General features: G+C 69.9%; 12 protein-coding genes and 1 pseudogene. 7 read left to right on the forward strand and 6 right to left on the reverse strand.

Annotated elements, in window-relative coordinates:
• The first annotated feature begins 263 nt into the window (after window positions 1–263).
• Window positions 264–3,080, forward strand: coding sequence for an AAA family ATPase (locus ABZ194_RS08285; protein WP_355593714.1), 2,817 nt, complete (start codon window positions 264–266; stop codon window positions 3,078–3,080).
• A 166-nt stretch (window positions 3,081–3,246) separates the two neighbouring features.
• Here the strand turns inward: ABZ194_RS08285 and ABZ194_RS08290 are convergent, their stop codons facing one another.
• Window positions 3,247–6,639 carry a M28 family peptidase gene (locus ABZ194_RS08290; RefSeq protein ID WP_355593716.1) on the reverse strand — a complete coding sequence of 1,131 codons (3,393 nt, stop codon included), beginning with the start codon at window positions 6,637–6,639 and terminating at the stop codon, window positions 3,247–3,249.
• Between the two features lie 959 nt (window positions 6,640–7,598).
• Between ABZ194_RS08290 and ABZ194_RS08295 the strand changes: the two genes are divergently transcribed.
• Complete coding sequence (locus ABZ194_RS08295; RefSeq protein ID WP_355593718.1) at window positions 7,599–8,417, forward strand: SAM-dependent methyltransferase; 819 nt, start codon at window positions 7,599–7,601, stop codon at window positions 8,415–8,417.
• A gap of 112 nt (window positions 8,418–8,529) precedes the next feature.
• On the opposite strand, the gene ABZ194_RS08300 is transcribed toward ABZ194_RS08295, so the two are convergent.
• On the reverse strand, window positions 8,530–8,718 hold the full coding sequence (locus ABZ194_RS08300) for a hypothetical protein (RefSeq protein ID WP_355593720.1): 189 nt from the start codon (window positions 8,716–8,718) through the stop codon (window positions 8,530–8,532).
• Window positions 8,719–8,825: 107 nt separating this feature from the next.
• Between ABZ194_RS08300 and ABZ194_RS08305 the strand changes: the two genes are divergently transcribed.
• A complete protein-coding gene (locus ABZ194_RS08305) occupies window positions 8,826–9,311 on the forward strand; it encodes a Scr1 family TA system antitoxin-like transcriptional regulator (protein ID WP_355593722.1) in 486 nt (161 codons plus the stop codon).
• Complete coding sequence (locus ABZ194_RS08310; protein ID WP_355593724.1) at window positions 9,298–9,513, forward strand: DUF397 domain-containing protein; 216 nt, start codon at window positions 9,298–9,300, stop codon at window positions 9,511–9,513. The genes ABZ194_RS08305 and ABZ194_RS08310 overlap by 14 nt, the downstream gene beginning before the upstream one ends.
• Window positions 9,514–9,581: 68 nt before the next feature.
• Here ABZ194_RS08310 and ABZ194_RS08315 read toward each other — a convergent pair.
• From ABZ194_RS08315 to ABZ194_RS08330, 4 genes and pseudogenes are all read right to left on the reverse strand, one after another.
• Window positions 9,582–9,707 (reverse strand): annotated as a pseudogene (locus ABZ194_RS08315) (daunorubicin/doxorubicin resistance ABC transporter ATP-binding protein DrrA); the annotation flags it as partial.
• 180 nt (window positions 9,708–9,887) lie between these two features.
• Window positions 9,888–11,759: a SulP family inorganic anion transporter gene (locus ABZ194_RS08320; RefSeq protein WP_355593726.1), complete on the reverse strand. Its 1,872-nt coding sequence runs from the start codon at window positions 11,757–11,759 to the stop codon at window positions 9,888–9,890.
• Window positions 11,760–12,681: 922 nt separating this feature from the next.
• Window positions 12,682–13,338 carry a response regulator transcription factor gene (locus tag ABZ194_RS08325; protein ID WP_355593728.1) on the reverse strand — a complete coding sequence of 219 codons (657 nt, stop codon included), beginning with the start codon at window positions 13,336–13,338 and terminating at the stop codon, window positions 12,682–12,684.
• A 5-nt stretch (window positions 13,339–13,343) separates the two neighbouring features.
• Complete coding sequence (locus ABZ194_RS08330) at window positions 13,344–14,450, reverse strand: histidine kinase (RefSeq protein WP_355593730.1); 1,107 nt, start codon at window positions 14,448–14,450, stop codon at window positions 13,344–13,346.
• Window positions 14,451–14,770: 320 nt separating this feature from the next.
• Here ABZ194_RS08330 and ABZ194_RS08335 point away from each other — a divergent pair, with 320 nt between their 5' ends.
• The 3 genes from ABZ194_RS08335 (at window position 14,771) to ABZ194_RS08345 (ending at window position 17,198) form a co-directional block, all read left to right on the forward strand.
• Window positions 14,771–15,043 (forward strand): hypothetical protein, encoded by a 273-nt coding sequence (locus tag ABZ194_RS08335; RefSeq protein WP_355593732.1) that lies wholly within the window; start codon window positions 14,771–14,773, stop codon window positions 15,041–15,043.
• A gap of 137 nt (window positions 15,044–15,180) precedes the next feature.
• Complete coding sequence (locus ABZ194_RS08340) at window positions 15,181–15,639, forward strand: CBS domain-containing protein (RefSeq protein ID WP_355593734.1); 459 nt, start codon at window positions 15,181–15,183, stop codon at window positions 15,637–15,639.
• A gap of 272 nt (window positions 15,640–15,911) precedes the next feature.
• Window positions 15,912–17,198, forward strand: coding sequence for an ArsB/NhaD family transporter (locus ABZ194_RS08345; RefSeq protein ID WP_355593736.1), 1,287 nt, complete (start codon window positions 15,912–15,914; stop codon window positions 17,196–17,198).
• Window positions 17,199–17,217: the final 19 nt, after the last annotated feature.

Here is a 17,217-nt window from a genome sequence, read left to right on the forward strand (position 1 = left end):
CCCCACGGCCCTTCCGCGAGACCGGCGTTCACCGGAAGACCGGCGTCGCCGCGAGACCGCCTCTCGCGGGCACCGAACCCGCGAGGTCCGGACCTCGGACGGCACCGATACCCTACGGTGCCGTGTCCGCTCCATCGCGGATCCTGACATGAAATTTGACGTGGAGTCACAATAAGCCTGTTATGCCCAAGGGTTGACCTTAAACAGAGGTATGTGGGTAACTTTCCCCGAGGGTCCGCACCCTGTATCCCTCGGAGCCGTCAATGAGCAGCGTCGCCTCGCCGGTACTCGTCGGACGCGCCGCGGAACTCCAGGTTCTGATCGACGCGATGACCCATCCGCCCGCCGTGGTGCTGGTGGAGGGAGAGGCGGGCGTAGGGAAGACACGGCTGGTCCACGCCGCGCTCGGCCGCCTCGCCTCCGGCGACCGGATCGTCCTGCTCGGCTACTGCCATCAGATCCGCGAGCCCTTCCCCTACGGGCCCGTGGTCGAGGCGCTGCGGGAGGTCGCGGGCCGGCTGCCGTCGACCGAGACCCTCAACCCGGTCACCGGCGCGCTCCGCGGCTACCTGCCCGAGTTGGCCGGCGTGCTGCCGCCCGCACCGCCGCCGCTGGACGACCCGCACGCCGAACGGCACCGGCTGTTTCGCGCGATGCGCGCCCTGCTCGCCGCGGTCGGACCGGCCGTGCTCGTGATCGAGGACCTGCACTGGGCCGATGACGGGACTCGGGACCTGCTGCGCTTCCTGGCCGATCAGCCACCCGCCGGCCTGACGGTGGTGGTGACCTACCGGCGGGAGGAGCTGGGCTCCGCCAGACTGCCGTTGGGCCACACCTACCGGCGCCCGCCGGGCACGACCAGCGTGGTCATACCACTGACCCCCCTGGACGTGCCGGGCGTGCACAACCTGGCCTGCGCGCTGCTCAACCGGTCCGACCTGTCGCCCACCTTCGTCACCCGGCTGCACGAGCGCACGGCGGGCATCCCGTTCGTGGTGGAGGAGGTCGTCAGATCCCTTCCCGACGCGGAGGGGCCCGAGGCGGTGGACCGCGCCGGGGTGCCGCTGCTGCTCCGCGAGGCGATGGCCGAGCAGATGGCCGGGCTGTCCGAGACCGCGGTGGGCGCCGTACAAGCGGCCGCGGTGCTCCGGCTGCCCATGGGAGAGAAGACGATCACCGCGGTCGGCGGCGACTCCGCCGGACTGGGCGAGGCGCTACGCTCCGGCGTGCTCCACGAACATCCCGGCGGCCGGTACGGCTTCCGCCACGCCCTGGCCCAGCAGGCCGTCTACGACGCGATCCCCGGACCTGACCGGCGGCTGGCGCACGAGCACGCGATGACCGCGCTCGGCGCGGTGGACCCCCCGCCGCTGGTCCAGCTCGCCTTCCACGCCAAGCAGGCCGGGAACATGGAGTCCTGGCTCCAGCACGGCATGGCGGCCGCCGACCACGCCGCCGCGCTCGGCGACACCCCGCTGGCGGTCGAGGTGCTTGAGGGCATGCTCGCCGACCCCGACCTGCCGAGGGCGGATCGCGGCCCGCTCGCGCTGGCGCTGAGCCGCGTCGCGGCCACCGGCCTGTCGCACCAGCGGGTGGTGCGGTTCCTGCGCCACCTGCTGAGGGACGACTTCCTCTCCCGCGAGGTGCGCGGTGAGGCGCGGCTCAACCTCGGCGTGGTCCTGTGCAACCAGATCGGCGACAGCGCCGGTGGACGCCTGGAGATCATGGCCGCCGTCGCCGAGCTGCACGACCGGCCGACGCTGGCCGCCCGAGGCTGGGCCTGCCTCGCGATGCCGTGGTGGGGCACCGAGTCACTGGCGACGCACAAGGAGTGGATGGCCCGCGCCGAATCGCTGGTCGCGACCACCGACAACCCGGAGCTGGCGGCCACCGTCCTGGCCAACCGGGTCTCGTTCGAGATGGCGATCGGCTCCCCCGGCGCGCCGGCGGCCATCGCCACGCTGCCGGTCAACGACCCGTGCGCGGCGGTCCGGCGGCAGGCCGCCCGCGCCTACTCCAACCTTCACGACTCGGCGACCGTGCTGGGCCTCTACTCCGAGGCCGAGGAGTTCGGACGGAAGGTCAGGCAGCTGGCCGCGGAGACCGGCGCGCTGTACCCCGCCCACCTCGTCGACATCTCGACGATCCGCTGGGAATGGCTGGTCGGACGGTGGGACGGACTCCGCGACCGGGCGACCACCCTGGCGGAGCCGGCCACCGAGACACCGATGATCATGATGGACGTCTGGCTGGTGCTGGGGTTGCTCGCCCTGTCCACCGGTGAGTGGGACGAGGCCGTCAGGCACTTTCGCGACGCGGGACTGGACGCGCCGGACGGCCGCTACCACCCGGTCGTGCTGGCCGCCTCGGGCGGTCTGATCGAGCTCTACCTCGCCCGCGGCATGCTGGAGAGCGCGGTGACGGAGGCGGAGAACGCGGTGGCCCGGCTGCGCCGCAAGGGCGTGTGGGTGTGGGGCGCCTCCATGATCCAGCCCGCCGTCACCGCGATCGCCCAGGCAGGCCGGATGAAGGAGGCGGCCTGCCTGGTGTCCGAGTTCGCCGAGGGGATCACAGGCCGGCTGGCACCGGTCGCGCACGCCGCCCTCGACGCCGCCCGGGGGGCACTGGCCGCCGCGGACCGGCGGCACGCCGACGCCGCGGGTTTCTTCGCCCGCGCCCGCGAGGCGTACACCGCCCTGCCCCAGCCGTACGCGGCGGCGCGGGCCGGCGAGGGCGAGGCCCGCGCCCGGCTCGCCCTCGGTGATCACGCGGCCACCTCGGCCTTCGCCGAACTGGCCGAGCGGTTCGCCGCGCTCGGCGCCACCCACGACGCGGCCCGCTGCCGGCGCGCACTGCGTGACGTCGGGGTCGAGTTCCAGCTTCCCCGGGGCCGGAAGGGCAACTCCGGCGCGCTGTCCCCCAGGGAGAAGGAGGTGGCCCGGCTCGTCGCGCTCGGCCGGACCAACCGGGAGATCGCCGACGTGCTCTTCCTTTCGACCCGCACGGTCGAGACCCATGTCGCCACCGTGCTGCGCAAACTCGGCATACGCTCCCGGACCGAGATAGCCCCGCCGTCCTGACCCGCGAGACGGCGCCCTCCCCCGGAGCGGCAGGTGCCGATCCCGCCGTTCCAGCGAAACGGTCGCGCCCGGATCCGAGTGGGGAGTCGGGAGAAAGGCGAACCCCCGGGACCTGGGGGTCCCGGGGGCGTTTCGCCGGTTAAGCCGTCTGCCGGTCAGCCGTTACTCAGAGGGTGATGCTCCACCAGTCGAGGGTGCCGGTGTCACCGGTGTACATGTCGGTGACCTCCAGGACCCACCGGCCGGACGCCTGCTGCCTGACCGGCACCGAGTAGTCCCGGGTGCCGTACGAGGTGCAGCTGGTGCTGCCGTGGGAGTCGATCAGGTACGAGACGCTGTTCGGGCCGCGGAGCCGGATCGAGAGGTCCTCGGCGCAGGTGTGCTTCATGGTGACCGTGACCTTGACGGGCGAGGTCGCCGAACCGGTCGCGGTGGAGGTGACCGCGCTCCGGGTGGTGGACCTGTCCCTGACGGGATAGTCGGTGTCGTTGCGGAACGTCCGCTCGGACGAGCCGTTCTGCACGGTCAGCGAGTAGGTCGCGGTGTGGGTCGCGGTCTCACCGGTGCCGGTGACGGTGACGGTGTAGTTACCGGCGGGGGTCGAGGCCGAGGTGGCGACGGTCATCGTGGACGAGCCGCCCGAGGTGACCGAGGCCGGGTTGAAGGCGGCGGTGGCGCCGGTCGGCAGGCCCGAGGCGGACAGGTTCACCGTCTGGGCGGTGCCGCCGACGGTGGCGGTGGCGACCGTGACGGTGGCGGACTGGCCCGGCTGGACCGACCCCGAGGCGGGGGTGGTGGAGACGGAGAAGTCACGGCCGGTGGCGGTGCCCACCGCGAGCTTCCAGATCGCGTACGCGGCGGCGTCGGCGGCCCGGTCCAGCACGATGGTGTTGATGTTGGCGGTGGTGTCGCAGGCGCGGTGGTAGCAGGAGTCGTACGCCTTGCCGGCCGTACCGCCCCACTTGGCGGCCTGGGCCGACGTCATGACGGCGCTGGCACCCGCGGCCACACCCGAGGTGGGGATGCCAGCGGCGCGGAACGAGGCGTCGTCGGAGCGGTTGGCGCCCTCGGTGTTCTCCTCGGGCTGGAGGTTCAGGCCGTCGTAGTACTCCTTGAGGTACCTGGCGGCCTCGGTGGTGATGTTGTTGATGAAGTAGCCGCCGTTGGTGGAGCCCACCATGTCGTAGTTGTGGTAGACCTTGATCTTGCTCCGCTCGGCGGCGCTGAGCGACCGGACGTAGAAGTCGGAGCCGTTCAGGCCCTGCTCCTCGTCGGTCCACCAGCCGAAGCGCACGTGCTTGGCGAGCGACGGGTTGGTCGCGGCCAGGGTCAGCGCGACCTCCAGCATGGAGGCCGAGCCCGAGCCGTTGTCGTTGATGCCGGGACCGGCCGAGACGCTGTCCAGGTGGGAACCGGCCATGACGACCTGGTCGGCGTCGCCGCCGGGCCAGTCGGCGATCAGGTTCGGCCCGGCACCGCTGACGCAGCCCGAGGTGCACGCCTGGCGCACCACGGTGTAACCGGCGGCGCGGAGCTTCTGCTCGACGTAGGACACCGACGCGGTGTAGCCGGCGCCCGTGGACTTACGGGTGCCGCCGTTGGCGTTGGCGATCGACTGGAACTCCTGCAGGTGCGCCTTGATGTTGTCGACGTTGATGTTCGGCGGGGCCGCCGGGTTCGGGCCGGTGCCGCCGCCGACCTTCAGGCTGTAGGTCGCGGTGTGGGTGCCGGCCGTACCGGTACCGGTGATCGTGACGGTGTAGGACCCCTCCGGCGTGGAGGCTGAGGTGCTGACCGTCATGGTGGAGGAGCCACCGGAGGTCACCGAGGCCGGGGCGAAGGCGGCGGTGGCGCCGGTCGGCAGCCCGGAGGCGGTGAGCTTGACCGTCTGCGCGCTACCCGAGGTGGTCTGCGTGCCGACGGTGAAGGTGGCCGTCTCACCGGCCTTGACCGAGCCGGAGGCGGGGTTGAGCGACATGGAGAAGTCATCGGCGGCCGCGGCGCAGTTCGGCTCACCGGACTGGGCGGGGACGCTGATCGCGTTCCAGGCCGCCTTGGTGGTGGCGCACTCGGTGCTGCCCGCGCCGTACAGTTCCACCGCCGCGGCCAGCGAGGCCGTCCTGGCGTTGACGTACCTCCAGTTGGAGGTCTTGCGCATCAGCGCGCCCATGAAGATCTTGCCGGCCTTCTGGATGCCGATACCGGTCACCGAGGAGGGGCCGCCGGAGCAGATCGGGCTGTTCGGCTTGCCGCCGCCGGGCGCGGAGCCCTCGGCCAGCAGGTAGAACCAGTGGTTGAACGGACCGGCCGCCGAGTGCACCTCGGTGCTGGGGATCGAGGAGGAGTAGCAGTTGGGGTCGCCGGCCTTCGACGGGTCGTACATGTAGCGGATCGGCCCGTTGCCGACCAGGTTCACCTCCTCGCCGACCTCGTAGTCCGGCGGGTCGCCGGGGTTGTTGGCGAAGGCCTCGGTGAGCGCGCCGAAGACGTCGCCGACGGCCTCGTTCATGCCACCGTTCTCGTTGCCGGAGCCGGCGCCGCCGGGGGTGTTCTGGAAGACGGCGTGACCGAACTCGTGGGCCACCACGTCGATCGGCGTCGCCTGGCGGCTGCCGTCCTGGGAACGGCCGAAGTTGGTGTAGCTGCCGTTCCAGTAGGCGTTGACGTCGGCCAGGCCCACCCGGGCCGGGAAGCCGCCGCCGTTGCCGTTGACGCCGTTGCGACCGAGCCAGTCGCGCAGCATGTCCCACTCCTGCTGGGCCGCGTAGAGCGCGTCCACGCAGGCGGTCTCCAGGTCGGTCCCGGAACCGTTGCCCCAGACGTCGTCGTTGCCGGTGTAGGCGGAGCCGTTCTGCCCGCCGCAGCCAAGACCGTTGCGGGTCGAGTCGGTCATCGAGTACGAGCCGCTCGTGCCGATGGTGACCTTGCCGTTGTAGTAGCCGGTGCCGCTGCCCGCCCGCACCTCGTCGTAGGAGTCGGCGATCTGGCCGGTGGCCGCGTCCACGAACACGTGCTGTTTGCTGGGCTTGCCCGCGGCGATGCCGGCGACCAGCGTCTCCCAGGCCAGGATCGGCTTCTCGCCCCAGGCCAGGACCACCAGGCGGGGGGCCGCGGTGTCGTCGACCCGGGACAGCTTGGTCTTCGCCTTCGCCAGGGCGGCCGTGGCGGTCACCTTCGGCGAGGTCGCCACCCGCCCCGTGGGGTCGGCCGCCGCGGTGGTGTCGCGCACGTGTCCCTTGGCGTCGGTGACCACGACCGCGTCACCGCCCACCATGGGCAGCCCCTTGTAGGTGCGCTGGTAGGTGACGTAATACATGTTCCCGACGCCCGGGGTGACCGCGGTGCGCCGGTAGGTCTCGTCCGGCCCCTTCTCCAGGTCGTCGAAGCCGCTGGCGACGGCCTTGTCCGCCGCGGCGGCGGCGAGCGCGGGCGGGTCACCGAGGAGCTGGGTGCGGCCGGCGGTCCCGAGGGAGGGTGCCGCGGCCGCGGGCAGCGAGGGTACCGTCGCGGCCACCGCGGCCAAGCCCACGGTGGCCGCGAGTAGAGCTCTGCGTCTCACGCGCGTGTTCCTTTCTTTGGTCTCCCACACCGCGATGCGAGCAGTGACGGCCGCACTGCCGGGAATCCGCGACAGCGGGAACGGTGGGAGTTAGGGGGGTGAAAGAGAGGGAATGGCGGGTTTTCGCCGAATGAAGTGATCAGCCGGGGAGGGGCCGGCCGCCGTCATCCGGCGGAAACGATCACCGTCGCGGGGGGCGCGCTCCGGCCGTCCGCCCGCTGGGAGCCCTTGGCGGGCGCAGCCGAAAACGCATGAACGGCGGCCGGAGCGCGTCTCCGGCCGCCGCCGCGGTCACGACCGGCGGAGTGAACGGCGACACCGCCGCCACGGCAGCCGAGGCGGAGAGGGAGGGAGGCGCTTCATGGTGCTCCTTATTACTCTGCGAACGGGCGGGAGTCTCCGGGCCGCCGGCCGTGGTGGATCCCCTCCGTATCCCGCCCGGGGGCGGCATTGATCCCATGCCGCTCTCCCGGGGTGAGCGGCCGGAGGGGGACCGACCTCTGTCGTGACGCTAGGTCCACCGGCAACTTCCGCACATCCGTAGCGGCATCCGTATACGTATCGCAAAAAAATCTTATATCCGCTGACCTGCGAAAACCCGGCATAAGAAGGGATTTTTCAGGAAGATGATGCGCCCCGCCGCCGCCGGAGAAAACAGCCGTTCACCGGCCTCGATCACTGGAACGGTCCTTAACCAGAGCGAGGGGCTAAAGCCGGGAGCACTCCACCGAAAACCAGCGGGTGTGGAACGGAAGAGCCCGCCCACCCGGACCCCGGGAGGCGAGGTCCGCGCCTACACCCAGGTCCGGCGTCGCCTGGGGCTCATCGGATGATTTTCGGCTAACGCCCTAATTCTCGCCCTAATTCGACACAATGACCGATTATCCGAACGTGTCGCTCCGGATGGCGGAAAGAGGATACTCTCCGCAGAAACGTAGATCTGCTGGATGGAGAACACGGTGTCACCGTCGAAGCCGGGGCGTCCGAGGCTTGACACCACGGTCCCGAGCGCGGGGCGGATAACCGACTACCTCCTCGGCGGCAAGGACAACTTCGCCGCCGACCGGGAAACCGCGGAGACCGTGCTGGCCATCGCCCCCGAGTTGCCCATGCTCTGGCGCGAGGGCCGCCGCTTCCTCAGCAGGACGGTCCGCTTCCTCGCCGAGGAGGCGGGCATCCGGCAGTTCATCGACCTCGGCTGCGGCCTGCCCACCTACGGCAACGTGCACGACATCGCCCAATCGGTGGCCCCCGAGGCGCGGGTGGTCTACGTCGACAACGATCCGATGGTCGTGGTCCGCGGCCAGGCCATGCTCCAGGACGACGAGCGGACCGTGGTCATCGAAGCCGACGTGCGCGAGCCGGAGAAACTGCTCTCCCACCCCGGGCTCACCGAGATGATCGACCTCGAACGGCCCGTGGCGATCCTGGTCCTCGCACTCCTGCAGGACCTGACCGACGACGCGGTGGCCACCCAGGTCATGGACCACCTGCGCAAGGAGATCGTGCCCGGCAGCCACATGGCCATCTCCCACCCGGTCTGCGACCTCTGCCCCGAGCGGACCGCGAAACTCTCCATGGTCTACCAGGACGCGGGCGCGATCATCGGTCCCCGCCGGGAGAACCTGCGGTGCAAGGCCGAGGTCGAGCCCTTCTTCGACGGGCTCACCCTCGTCGAGCCCGGCTTCGTCTACATCCCGTACTGGCGGCCCGACGGGACCATGCTCCCCCAGCCCGACGCGGTGTGGGTCGTCGGCGGAGTCGGCCGCAAGGACTGACCCCTCGCCCCTCACCGGGACCTTCGGCAGGGCGCGCTCAACAGAGGCGACCGGTCAGGGGACCGCCGCCCCGCCGAAGGGGTAAGGAGCCGAAGCGAGCCGGGAGGCTCGGTCAGGAGGCCGGCGAACAGCCGACCTGAAACCACACGACGCCGCGCGTCGGGCTGTGCTCAGAACTCCATGCGTCGGCCACGGGAGCGGAGAACGGCGGAGCCGAGGCGCGGTAACAGCCGCTCTCACGCAGCGCGACGGCCAGACGCCCGAGTACCACCATCCACGCCGGTAGGTCGTGGTCAGTCATGACGCCGCCCCCGCGACGGTCTCGGCCGCGTACGGGTCAGCGGCCCAGACCCACTCATCTCGCCGCCACAGCACCGACCACCACGGCCGCCAGGTGAACAGCCGGCCGTGAGCACGCCGCACGGCCCGGACCCGGAGCCGATCACCACAGGAGGTCTCGACCTCTCACACGTGGAAGCGGCAGACCTAACCGGACTCGACCGGGCGACGCTGTTCCGAATCGAAGGGGCGAAAGTCAAACCTCAAGAGCGAAGCCTCCGCGCGCTGCTCGATGCGTACAGCGCTTCAGAGAAGGATCGCGCCGAGCTGGCCGCGCTACTCAACGTCACCATTCAGGTGATCCCTCGGAGTGTCGGGGCCTATCCGGGCATGCATGGCGCGTTCGTGCTGCTGGAGTTCCCCGATGAAGGCCACGACGTTGTCTACATGGAAGGCAGCGCGAGCGACCTGTTCCTGGAGAGCGATGCGGACATCGCGCGCTATAGCATGCTATTTGAGCATCTACGGGCCGTAGCTGCCGGTCCGGATGCGACACGCGCTCTATTGGCCGTGGCCCAACGGAATTGGAAGGAGGACGGACATGACGGATCTTGACCTGTCCAACACCGAATGGCGTACAAGCACTCGCAGCCAGGGCAATGGACAGTGTGTGGAAGTTGCCACCAACCTCCCTGAAGTCGTGGCCGTACGGGATAGCAAGGATCGCACCGGCCCAGTACTAACCTTCACACCCAGCGGATGGAAAGCCTTCACCAGCGGCATCCAGCGTGGGGAGTTCGATCCTCCCAGCGTATGACCTCGCCGCCCAATCGTCCGAGGCTCCCGGAGCCTGCCAAGAGCGGCTGTGATCGTAGGGCGCGGCCTACCCGCCCCGTTCGGCCCGAGCACACCGAGAACGGTGCTCCGCCGGGCGGCCAGGTCGACCCCCGCGAGCGCGAGGGTCTTCCCGAATCGTTTGACCGGTCCCCCGGCCTCGAAGGCGAGGGGCATGGCGTTTCCTCCGTTGAGCTATGAGCGGTGACGCCGTGCACTCTGGTCCGGCCCGCTGCCGGACTCAGCACAGACCGCTGTCAGCCACCGCTCAGGGTCGTCCGCGTCGCCGGGACGGGGGTCGCCGGGACGGGGATGCGGTTCAGCGGGTTCCGCGTCCGGCGGAGCGGGGTGAGGGGCTCATGTCCGTCTCCTGAGCCGGGTGGCCTGGGGGTGGGATGAGACGGGGCGCAGGTCGTCGAGCCCGCTGAGGGTGAGGGGAGTGGAGCATTCCTGTGACATGGTGGCCAGTCCGGCCAGGAAGGTGTGGTCGACCACGGCGGCGTCCTTGACGTCGACGACGACCTCGGTGATCTCCACGCCACCGTGATCGTCTCCGTTGTCGTGGCCGACGCCGGTGCCGTTGCCGGCCTGGCCGTTCGTGGGGTGGACGGTGCCGGGGCCCGCGCCGCCGTTGCCGGCGGTGCCGATGCTGATAAGGCCGCCGTTACCGATGCCGCCGCCGTTGCCGTTGGCGCCGTTGCCGTTGCCGTTGACACCGTTGGCATTGACACCGTTGCCGTGGGCGCCGTTGATTGCCCGTCGCAGGGGGAGCAGGGCGGTGAAGATCGCGGCGCGGGGGATGCGGACGTACAGGACGTGCCCGGTCCGGGTGACCTCGGTACGGGGACGGAGGAGGGCGAGGATGGGGACTCCGCGCAGCAGGTGCAGGACGACTTTGAGGACGAGTCCGGCGGCGACGCCGATGAGCAGATCCGTGGCCAGGGTGAGAATCAGAGTGGTCAGGAACAGGGCGAGCTGGTCGGGGCCGACCTTCCTGGCGTGGATGAGCTGGCTGGGAGAGGCCAGCCGGGCGCCGGTGTAGACGAGCATGGCGGCCAGCACCGCCAGGGGAATGGCCTGTAGCAGGCCGGGGGCCAGGGCGACGAAGAGCAGCAGGAAGGCGCCGTGGAAGAGATTGGACCGGCGGGAGGTGGCGCCGGCGTCGATGTTGGCCTTGCTGCGGACGATCTCGGAGATCATCGGCAGGCCGCCGAGCAGGGAGGAGACGAGGTTGCCGCCGCCGAGGGCGAGCAGGTCGCGGTTGAGGTCGGAGGGGCGTCTTCGCGGGGCCATCGCGTCGACCGCGAGGACGGTGAGGGTGGACTCCACGGTGCCGATCAGCGCGAACATCACCACGTACTTCAGCGAGGCGGCGGTGAGGATCATCGAGAAGTCGGGGAAGGCGACGGCGTCGAGCAGGGTGCCGGGCAGGCGGACGAGGTATTCCGGGCCCACGTGGTGGAGCGTGGACAGGAATCGGTAGTCGTGCGGGGTGTTCAGGCCGAGCCACAGGCCGGCGGGCACGGTCACGGCGAGCACGACCAGCGGGGCGGGTACGGCGCGGGCCCACCGGGCGCGGATCATCGGCAGGCCGAACATGAGCAGCAGGGCGGGGATGCCCAGAAGCAGGATGTGGGGGTTGGCGTTCAGGAGGCTGTTCGGGATCTCGGCGAGTAGTCCCAGGGGCTCGTGGGCGTGCGGGGTGACACCCAGCACGACGTGGACCTGTTTGGCGATGATGATGACGCCGATCGCGGCGAGCATGCCGTGCACGACCGAGGGGGACATGGCCACACCGGCGGTGGCGGTGCGGCAGAGGGCGAAGACGATCTGGACGATCGCGGCGAGGGCGCCGACGGCCAGGGTGCGCCGGTAGCCGGCGAGGGGGTCACCGGCGCCGAGCTCGTGGACGGCGCCCAGTGCGATCACGATCAGGCCGGCGGCCGGACCCTTGATGGTCAGGGGTGCGCTGCCGAGCGGGCTGACCAGCACGCCGCCGATGATCGCGGTCAGCACACCGGCCACCGGCGGGAATCCACTGGCCAGCGCGATGCCCAGGCAGAGCGGCAGAGCGATGAGGAAGACCAGGAAACCGGACTTCACGTCCGCCCGCGGAAACAGCGAGGAGAAGAACGAACGCGAGGGCGGGGAGGAGGGAGAGGAGGGGAGGGGGTGTCGGCGAGGGGCCGGTGAGTTGTTACCGGTCTGCGGGTGGGGCAGTTCGGACATCGTTACAGTCCTCACAGGGGCGGGGAGGGTCCGCCCCGGCCGATCCAGCCGGGGGGGGTTCAGCCAGAGCTCCATGCGATCCACGCGCTGCGCCGGTCCGGTGTCCGACTGATGACGGAAGTCGTCGACTCGACTACTCCGCCCCCACCGGGCGGCGCGAAAGCACCAACGTCGAAGAGGCCGGACGAGGCGCTTGCGAGCGATATTGCCGCACCCGCCGAAAGACGGGTCGACAAGAAAACGGGAGAGGGCTGCATCGGTAAACTCCGGCCTCAATCACCGGCCCAGATGTTGATGTCGCCCAGAAAATTCTTCTCTACGGCGAGAAGATGTTCCCCCGCATGCGAAATCTGTTACGATGACCTCATCGGTCGCAGTTGGAAAAAGGGCAGGCCGACGTTCACCTCCCACCTGGTCGTGACCCTTGTCATGACACGAGAAAGTCCGCCAACTACATGACGGACTTCGCTGAACGCTCTTCCCGGTTCCGCGTTGAGCTGGAGGTCAACAGCCGCGGGACCCGTGATGGGAAGCCGCGAGAAGACGATTGAGGCCCCGGGGGCCCAAACCTCTTCCCACTTATAGTTATATGTTAATAATGCACCAATTAAACACCAGTCCGCCAAATTCATCGAGTGGCGAAAAGGATATTCCCGCTTCCTTTTCGGTAATGAACTCGTCTCTTGGCCGACAAAAGTCGCCGCTCCGGCACAGCAGACCGGCAGGGAATTCCCTCCAGACCGGACAACGAATTCAGCGAGGGCGACATCTCAATCTCACCGGAGAGTTCTCCGCTTTTCACACGCCCCACCGATCGCACCGATGAGGCTTTGGCCCTGTTGATGACAGGCGGAACAAGCCTGGCCGGCTCGTGGCCGTCTGAGCCCGGCCGGCCCGCGCGGCTCACCGAGCCGCCGCAAGGTCAGGGTTCGACCAGCCCGGCACGGATGGCGTAGCGGGTCAGCTCCAGCCGGTCGCGCATGCCGAGTTTGCTCAGGATGTTGGCGCGGTGCCGCTCCACGGTCTTGACACTGATGAACAGCAGGTCGGCGATGTCCTTGGAGGAGTGCCCTTCGGCGATGAGCTTGACGATCTCCTCCTCGCGCGGGGTGAGGAGGCTGGCGGGCAGGTGCTCGGCGGGATCGTCGCGTTGCAGGTGGTCGCGGATGAGCGCGGTGACCGCGCCGGGATACAGGAAGGGCTCGCCGCGCATGGCCGCCCGGCACGCCTCCAGCAGATCCCGGTCGGCGACGGACTTGAGGACGTACCCGCAGGCGCCGGCTCTGAGGGATTCGAACAGGTACTGCTCGTTGTCGTACATCGACAGCATCAGCAGGCGGATCTCGGGCGCGCGCCGGGAGATCTCCCGCGCGGCCTGGATGCCGGTCATGCGAGGCATGGCGATGTCGAGGATGGCGAGGTCGATGTCGTGGCCGACGGCCAGATCGACGGCCTCGGCGCCGTTGGCCGCCTCGGCGACGACGGTCAGGTCGGGCTCGGCGTCCAGGATCAGCCTGAGCCCGTGGCGGACCAGCGCGTGGTCGTCGGCGAGCAGGATCCGGGTCGGAGGCGCTTGCATCCTGATCACTCCTGTTCGTGCCGGACCGGTATGGTCAGGCCTATCCGGGTCCCACCCGCCGGCGGGTGGTCGATGGTCAGGCGGGCGCCGATGAGCAGGGCGCGTTCGCGCATGCCGCGGATGCCGGCGCCCTCGCGGATCGGGCCGCCCCGGCCGTCGTCGGTGATGGACAGCACCACGGCATCGGGTTTCCCCGTCAAGGACAGTTCGACGCGTGAGGCGTCGGCGTGCCGGGTGATGTTGGTCAGGCCCTCCTGGGCGATGCGGTACAGCACGAGTTCGGCGTCGCCGCTCAACCTCGGCAACCGCGGGTCGAGGCGGCGTGTCACCGGCACGTCGCTGATCTGGGAGAAGTCGGTGACCAGGGCGTTCATGGCGCTGATCAGGCCGAGGTCCTCCAGTACGCCGGGACGGAGCCTCCGGGCGACCTGACGCACCTCGTCCAGGCTGGAGCGAACGGTCTCGGAGATGGTGTGGAGTTCCCCGCGCAGCTCGGCCGGCGCGCGGTCGGTGGCTCGTTTCAGGCCGAGCAGCACCACGGTGAGGCTCTGGCCGATCTCGTCGTGCAGTTCGCGGGCGATGCGCTGCCGCTCGCCCTCCTGGGCGGCCAGCGCGTGCGCGGTGGCCGTGGCGCGTTCGGCCTCCAGCCGGTCGAGCATCGCGTTGAAGGCGTCGATGAGGTGGGTGAGGTCGCCGTTGCCGTCGTCGGTGAGGCGATCGCTCGGCCCCAGCAGGTCCACCCGCTGCATGAGCGCGGTGAGCGCCTCCAACGGGGCCAGGCTGGTGCGCAGCAGCAGCGCGTTGGCGGTGAGGATCAGCGCCAGCCCGACTGCCAGGACCGGCACCTCGGTGAGCAGGACCGGTGAGGACACTGTGGCGGGTGAGATCGCGAGGACGAGCGTGCCGACTGTGAAGACCAGGCCGTTGATCGCGAACAGCCTCCTGAACAGCGCCCGCGCGGGTGTCCCGCGGGAGTGGGAGGCGTCCGGCGGCGTGGACGGTGTCACGGACGATGTCACGGACGGCGGCGCGTCCGGCGGCGTGGAGGACGCGTCCGGTGCCGTACCGGACGCGCCGGACCTGCCCGGTTGGTGCTCAGCACGGTCGCTCATGTCTCCAGCCTCACCGCGGCCGGGCCGTCTGTCCATGCGCGGTGCCCCCCATAAAGCCACACCTCCTCCCATTCCCACCTGGCCCTTCTACATGTCGTCCCCGGCCGTAGATGGGTGTCGGCCCCGATGGTCTGACCGCCCGGCGCCCCCCAGACTTGGAAGCACGGTTACGCGATCCGGCCCGCCACCGCCGGCCGAGGACTCTCCGCCGCCCGCCACGACCGCCGCGGCGGAGGCCGTGGCCCGCCGCCACGTCGCCGGGCGCGACCTGGCGGAGTTGTCCGTACCGCCCGTCCGACCCATGCGAACGGAGGATCGACGTGGACATCACCCACACCACCGTCCCCGGTACCGGCACCCTGCACCACTTCAAGACCCGTAGCGGGCACCGGTTCTGCGTGCTGGTGGGCGACGCCGACCGCCTCTCCCTGCTGGTCTACGGCTCCGCCGACCCCGACGTGCCCGCGCAGTGCGTCGTCATGGAGCGTGACGAGGCCGACCAGGTCGCCGGGTTCCTCCAGGCGCGGCCCCTCGCCGACCGGGTCGCCGACCTCGAACACCGACTCGCCGCACTCACCGAAGGGACGCCATGAGCAGAATAGACAGAGACGAACACCTTTTTCGGAGGACGCGGGAACGATACGTCCGTGTGCCGTCGGCGCACTTTCCGGACATGAAACGCCACTGCCCGGAATCGGGCCGCACTCGCAAGACCCAGAGGGACGGTGTCATGCAGGCACGCGATATCGCCGTGAAGCTGCCGACGGTGACGGTCCACGACCCGGTCACCAGAGCGGTGCGAGTGATGACGCTGGCCCGTCTGCCGGGACTGATCGTCGTCGACGACGACTCCCGGCCCAGGATGGTGTTGCCCGGCACCCAGGTGCTCCGCATGACGGTCCCCACCGCCTACCAGGAGGACCCGGCGCTCACCCGGACCGTCGACGAGGCGCATGCCGACCTCTTCTGGCAGGAGCAGGGCGACCTGACGGTGGGCGACTGCCTGCCGCGCCAGCCCGTCAAGCCCGCCACGGTGGCCCTCGACGCGACGCTGCTGGAGGTGGCGGCCCTCATGGCACGGCTGCGCAGCCCCCTGGTGGCGGTGGTCGACCGCACGGGGGTCCTGATCGGGACGATCACCCTGGAGCGCCTGCTCACCAGCCTGGCCCTCTCCGGCTCCGGCGACTGACCCGGACGGGCGCCCTCGGCGCCCTCAGTCCTGGGCGTCCCGCCTCGCCCTGGCCGGGACCTTCCGCGTCCCGCCCGCCGTACACCACCCCGGTCCTGTTTCGCGCGCCTTGAGACTCAGCACGCGCGCACACCGTTCGGAGGCTTTCCCATGCACGCCACGCACGACTTCCGGCGACGTCTCGCGGGCATGCCCCTGCTCTCGACACCATCTCGCCGGGTTCTGCCCGGCGCCTCGGCCGGGATCCAGGCCGGACCGCCGGGGCGTACCCGATGAGTGCCGTCATCGCGCTCGCCGTTTTCGTGGTGGCGTTCTTCTACATCGCCACCGAGAAGGCGAACAAGGTCAAGGTGGTGCTCATCGCCGCCGGAGCCATGGCGGTGCTCGGTTTGATCCCCGGCTCCGAGGTGTTCTTCTCCGAACACGAGGGCGTCGACTGGAATGTGATCTTCCTGCTGCTCGGCATGATGATCATTGTTGGGGTCCTCAAGCAGACGGGAGTCTTCGACTACCTCGCCATCTGGGCCGCCAAGAAGTCCCGGGGCCGGCCGTACCGGCTGATGGTGATGCTGATGGTCATCACCGCCATCGCCTCCCCGTTCCTGGACAACGTCACCACGATCATGCTCGTCGCCCCGGTCACCGTCGTCGTGTGCAACCGGCTGGGCATCCCCGCCCAGCCCTACCTCATCGCCGAGGTCCTGGCCTCCAACATCGGCGGCGCGGCCACGCTCATCGGCGACCCGCCCAACATCATCATCGGCAGCCGGGCCGGGCTGACGTTCAACGACTTCCTCATCCACATGGCGCCGATCGCCGTGGTGACCTTCGCGGCGTTCGTGCTGCTGACCCGCGTGCTGTTCCGCAAGTCGTTCCGCTACAACCCCGACCGTGTGGCCGCGGTGATGGCACTCCAGGAACGGCGCGCCATCACCGACCCGCGCCTGCTGGCCCGCTGCCTGGCCGTACTCGGTCTTGTCGTCGTCGGTTTCGGGCTGCACGCCGTCCTCCACGTCGAACCGTCGATCGTCGCGCTGGTCGGCGCCGGGGTGATGGTCCTGGTGTCGGGCACCGACGTCTCCGAGACCCTGCGCGAGGTCGAGTGGCCGACCCTGGTGTTCTTCATCGGACTGTTCGTCATGGTCGCCGGGCTGGTGCACACCGGTGTCATCTCCACCGTGGGCGACTGGGCGATCGGCGCGGTGGGCGACGACTTCTTCGGCGCGGCGACCGCGCTGCTGTTCGGCTCCGCCGCGCTGGGCGCCTTCTTCGACAACATCCCCTACGTCGCCACCATGACGCCCATCGTCGAGGGGCTCGTGGCCCAGGCCCCCGACCCGGCCACCGGACAGGCGCTGTGGTGGGCCTTCGCGCTGGGAGCCGACTTCGGAGGCAACGGCACCGCGGTCGCCGCCAGCGCCAACGTCGTGGCCATAGGCATCGCCGCCCGCTCCGGCCACCCCATCTCCTTCTGGCAGTTCACCAGGTACGGCATCCTCGTCACGGCCCTCAGCTCGCTGATGGCCTGGATCTACGTGTGGCTGCGCTACTTCATGTGAGGAGGAACGGTCCTTCGCG

The organism is Streptosporangium sp. NPDC006007 (genome assembly GCF_040614315.1).
Lineage (GTDB): Bacteria > Actinomycetota > Actinomycetes > Streptosporangiales > Streptosporangiaceae > Streptosporangium.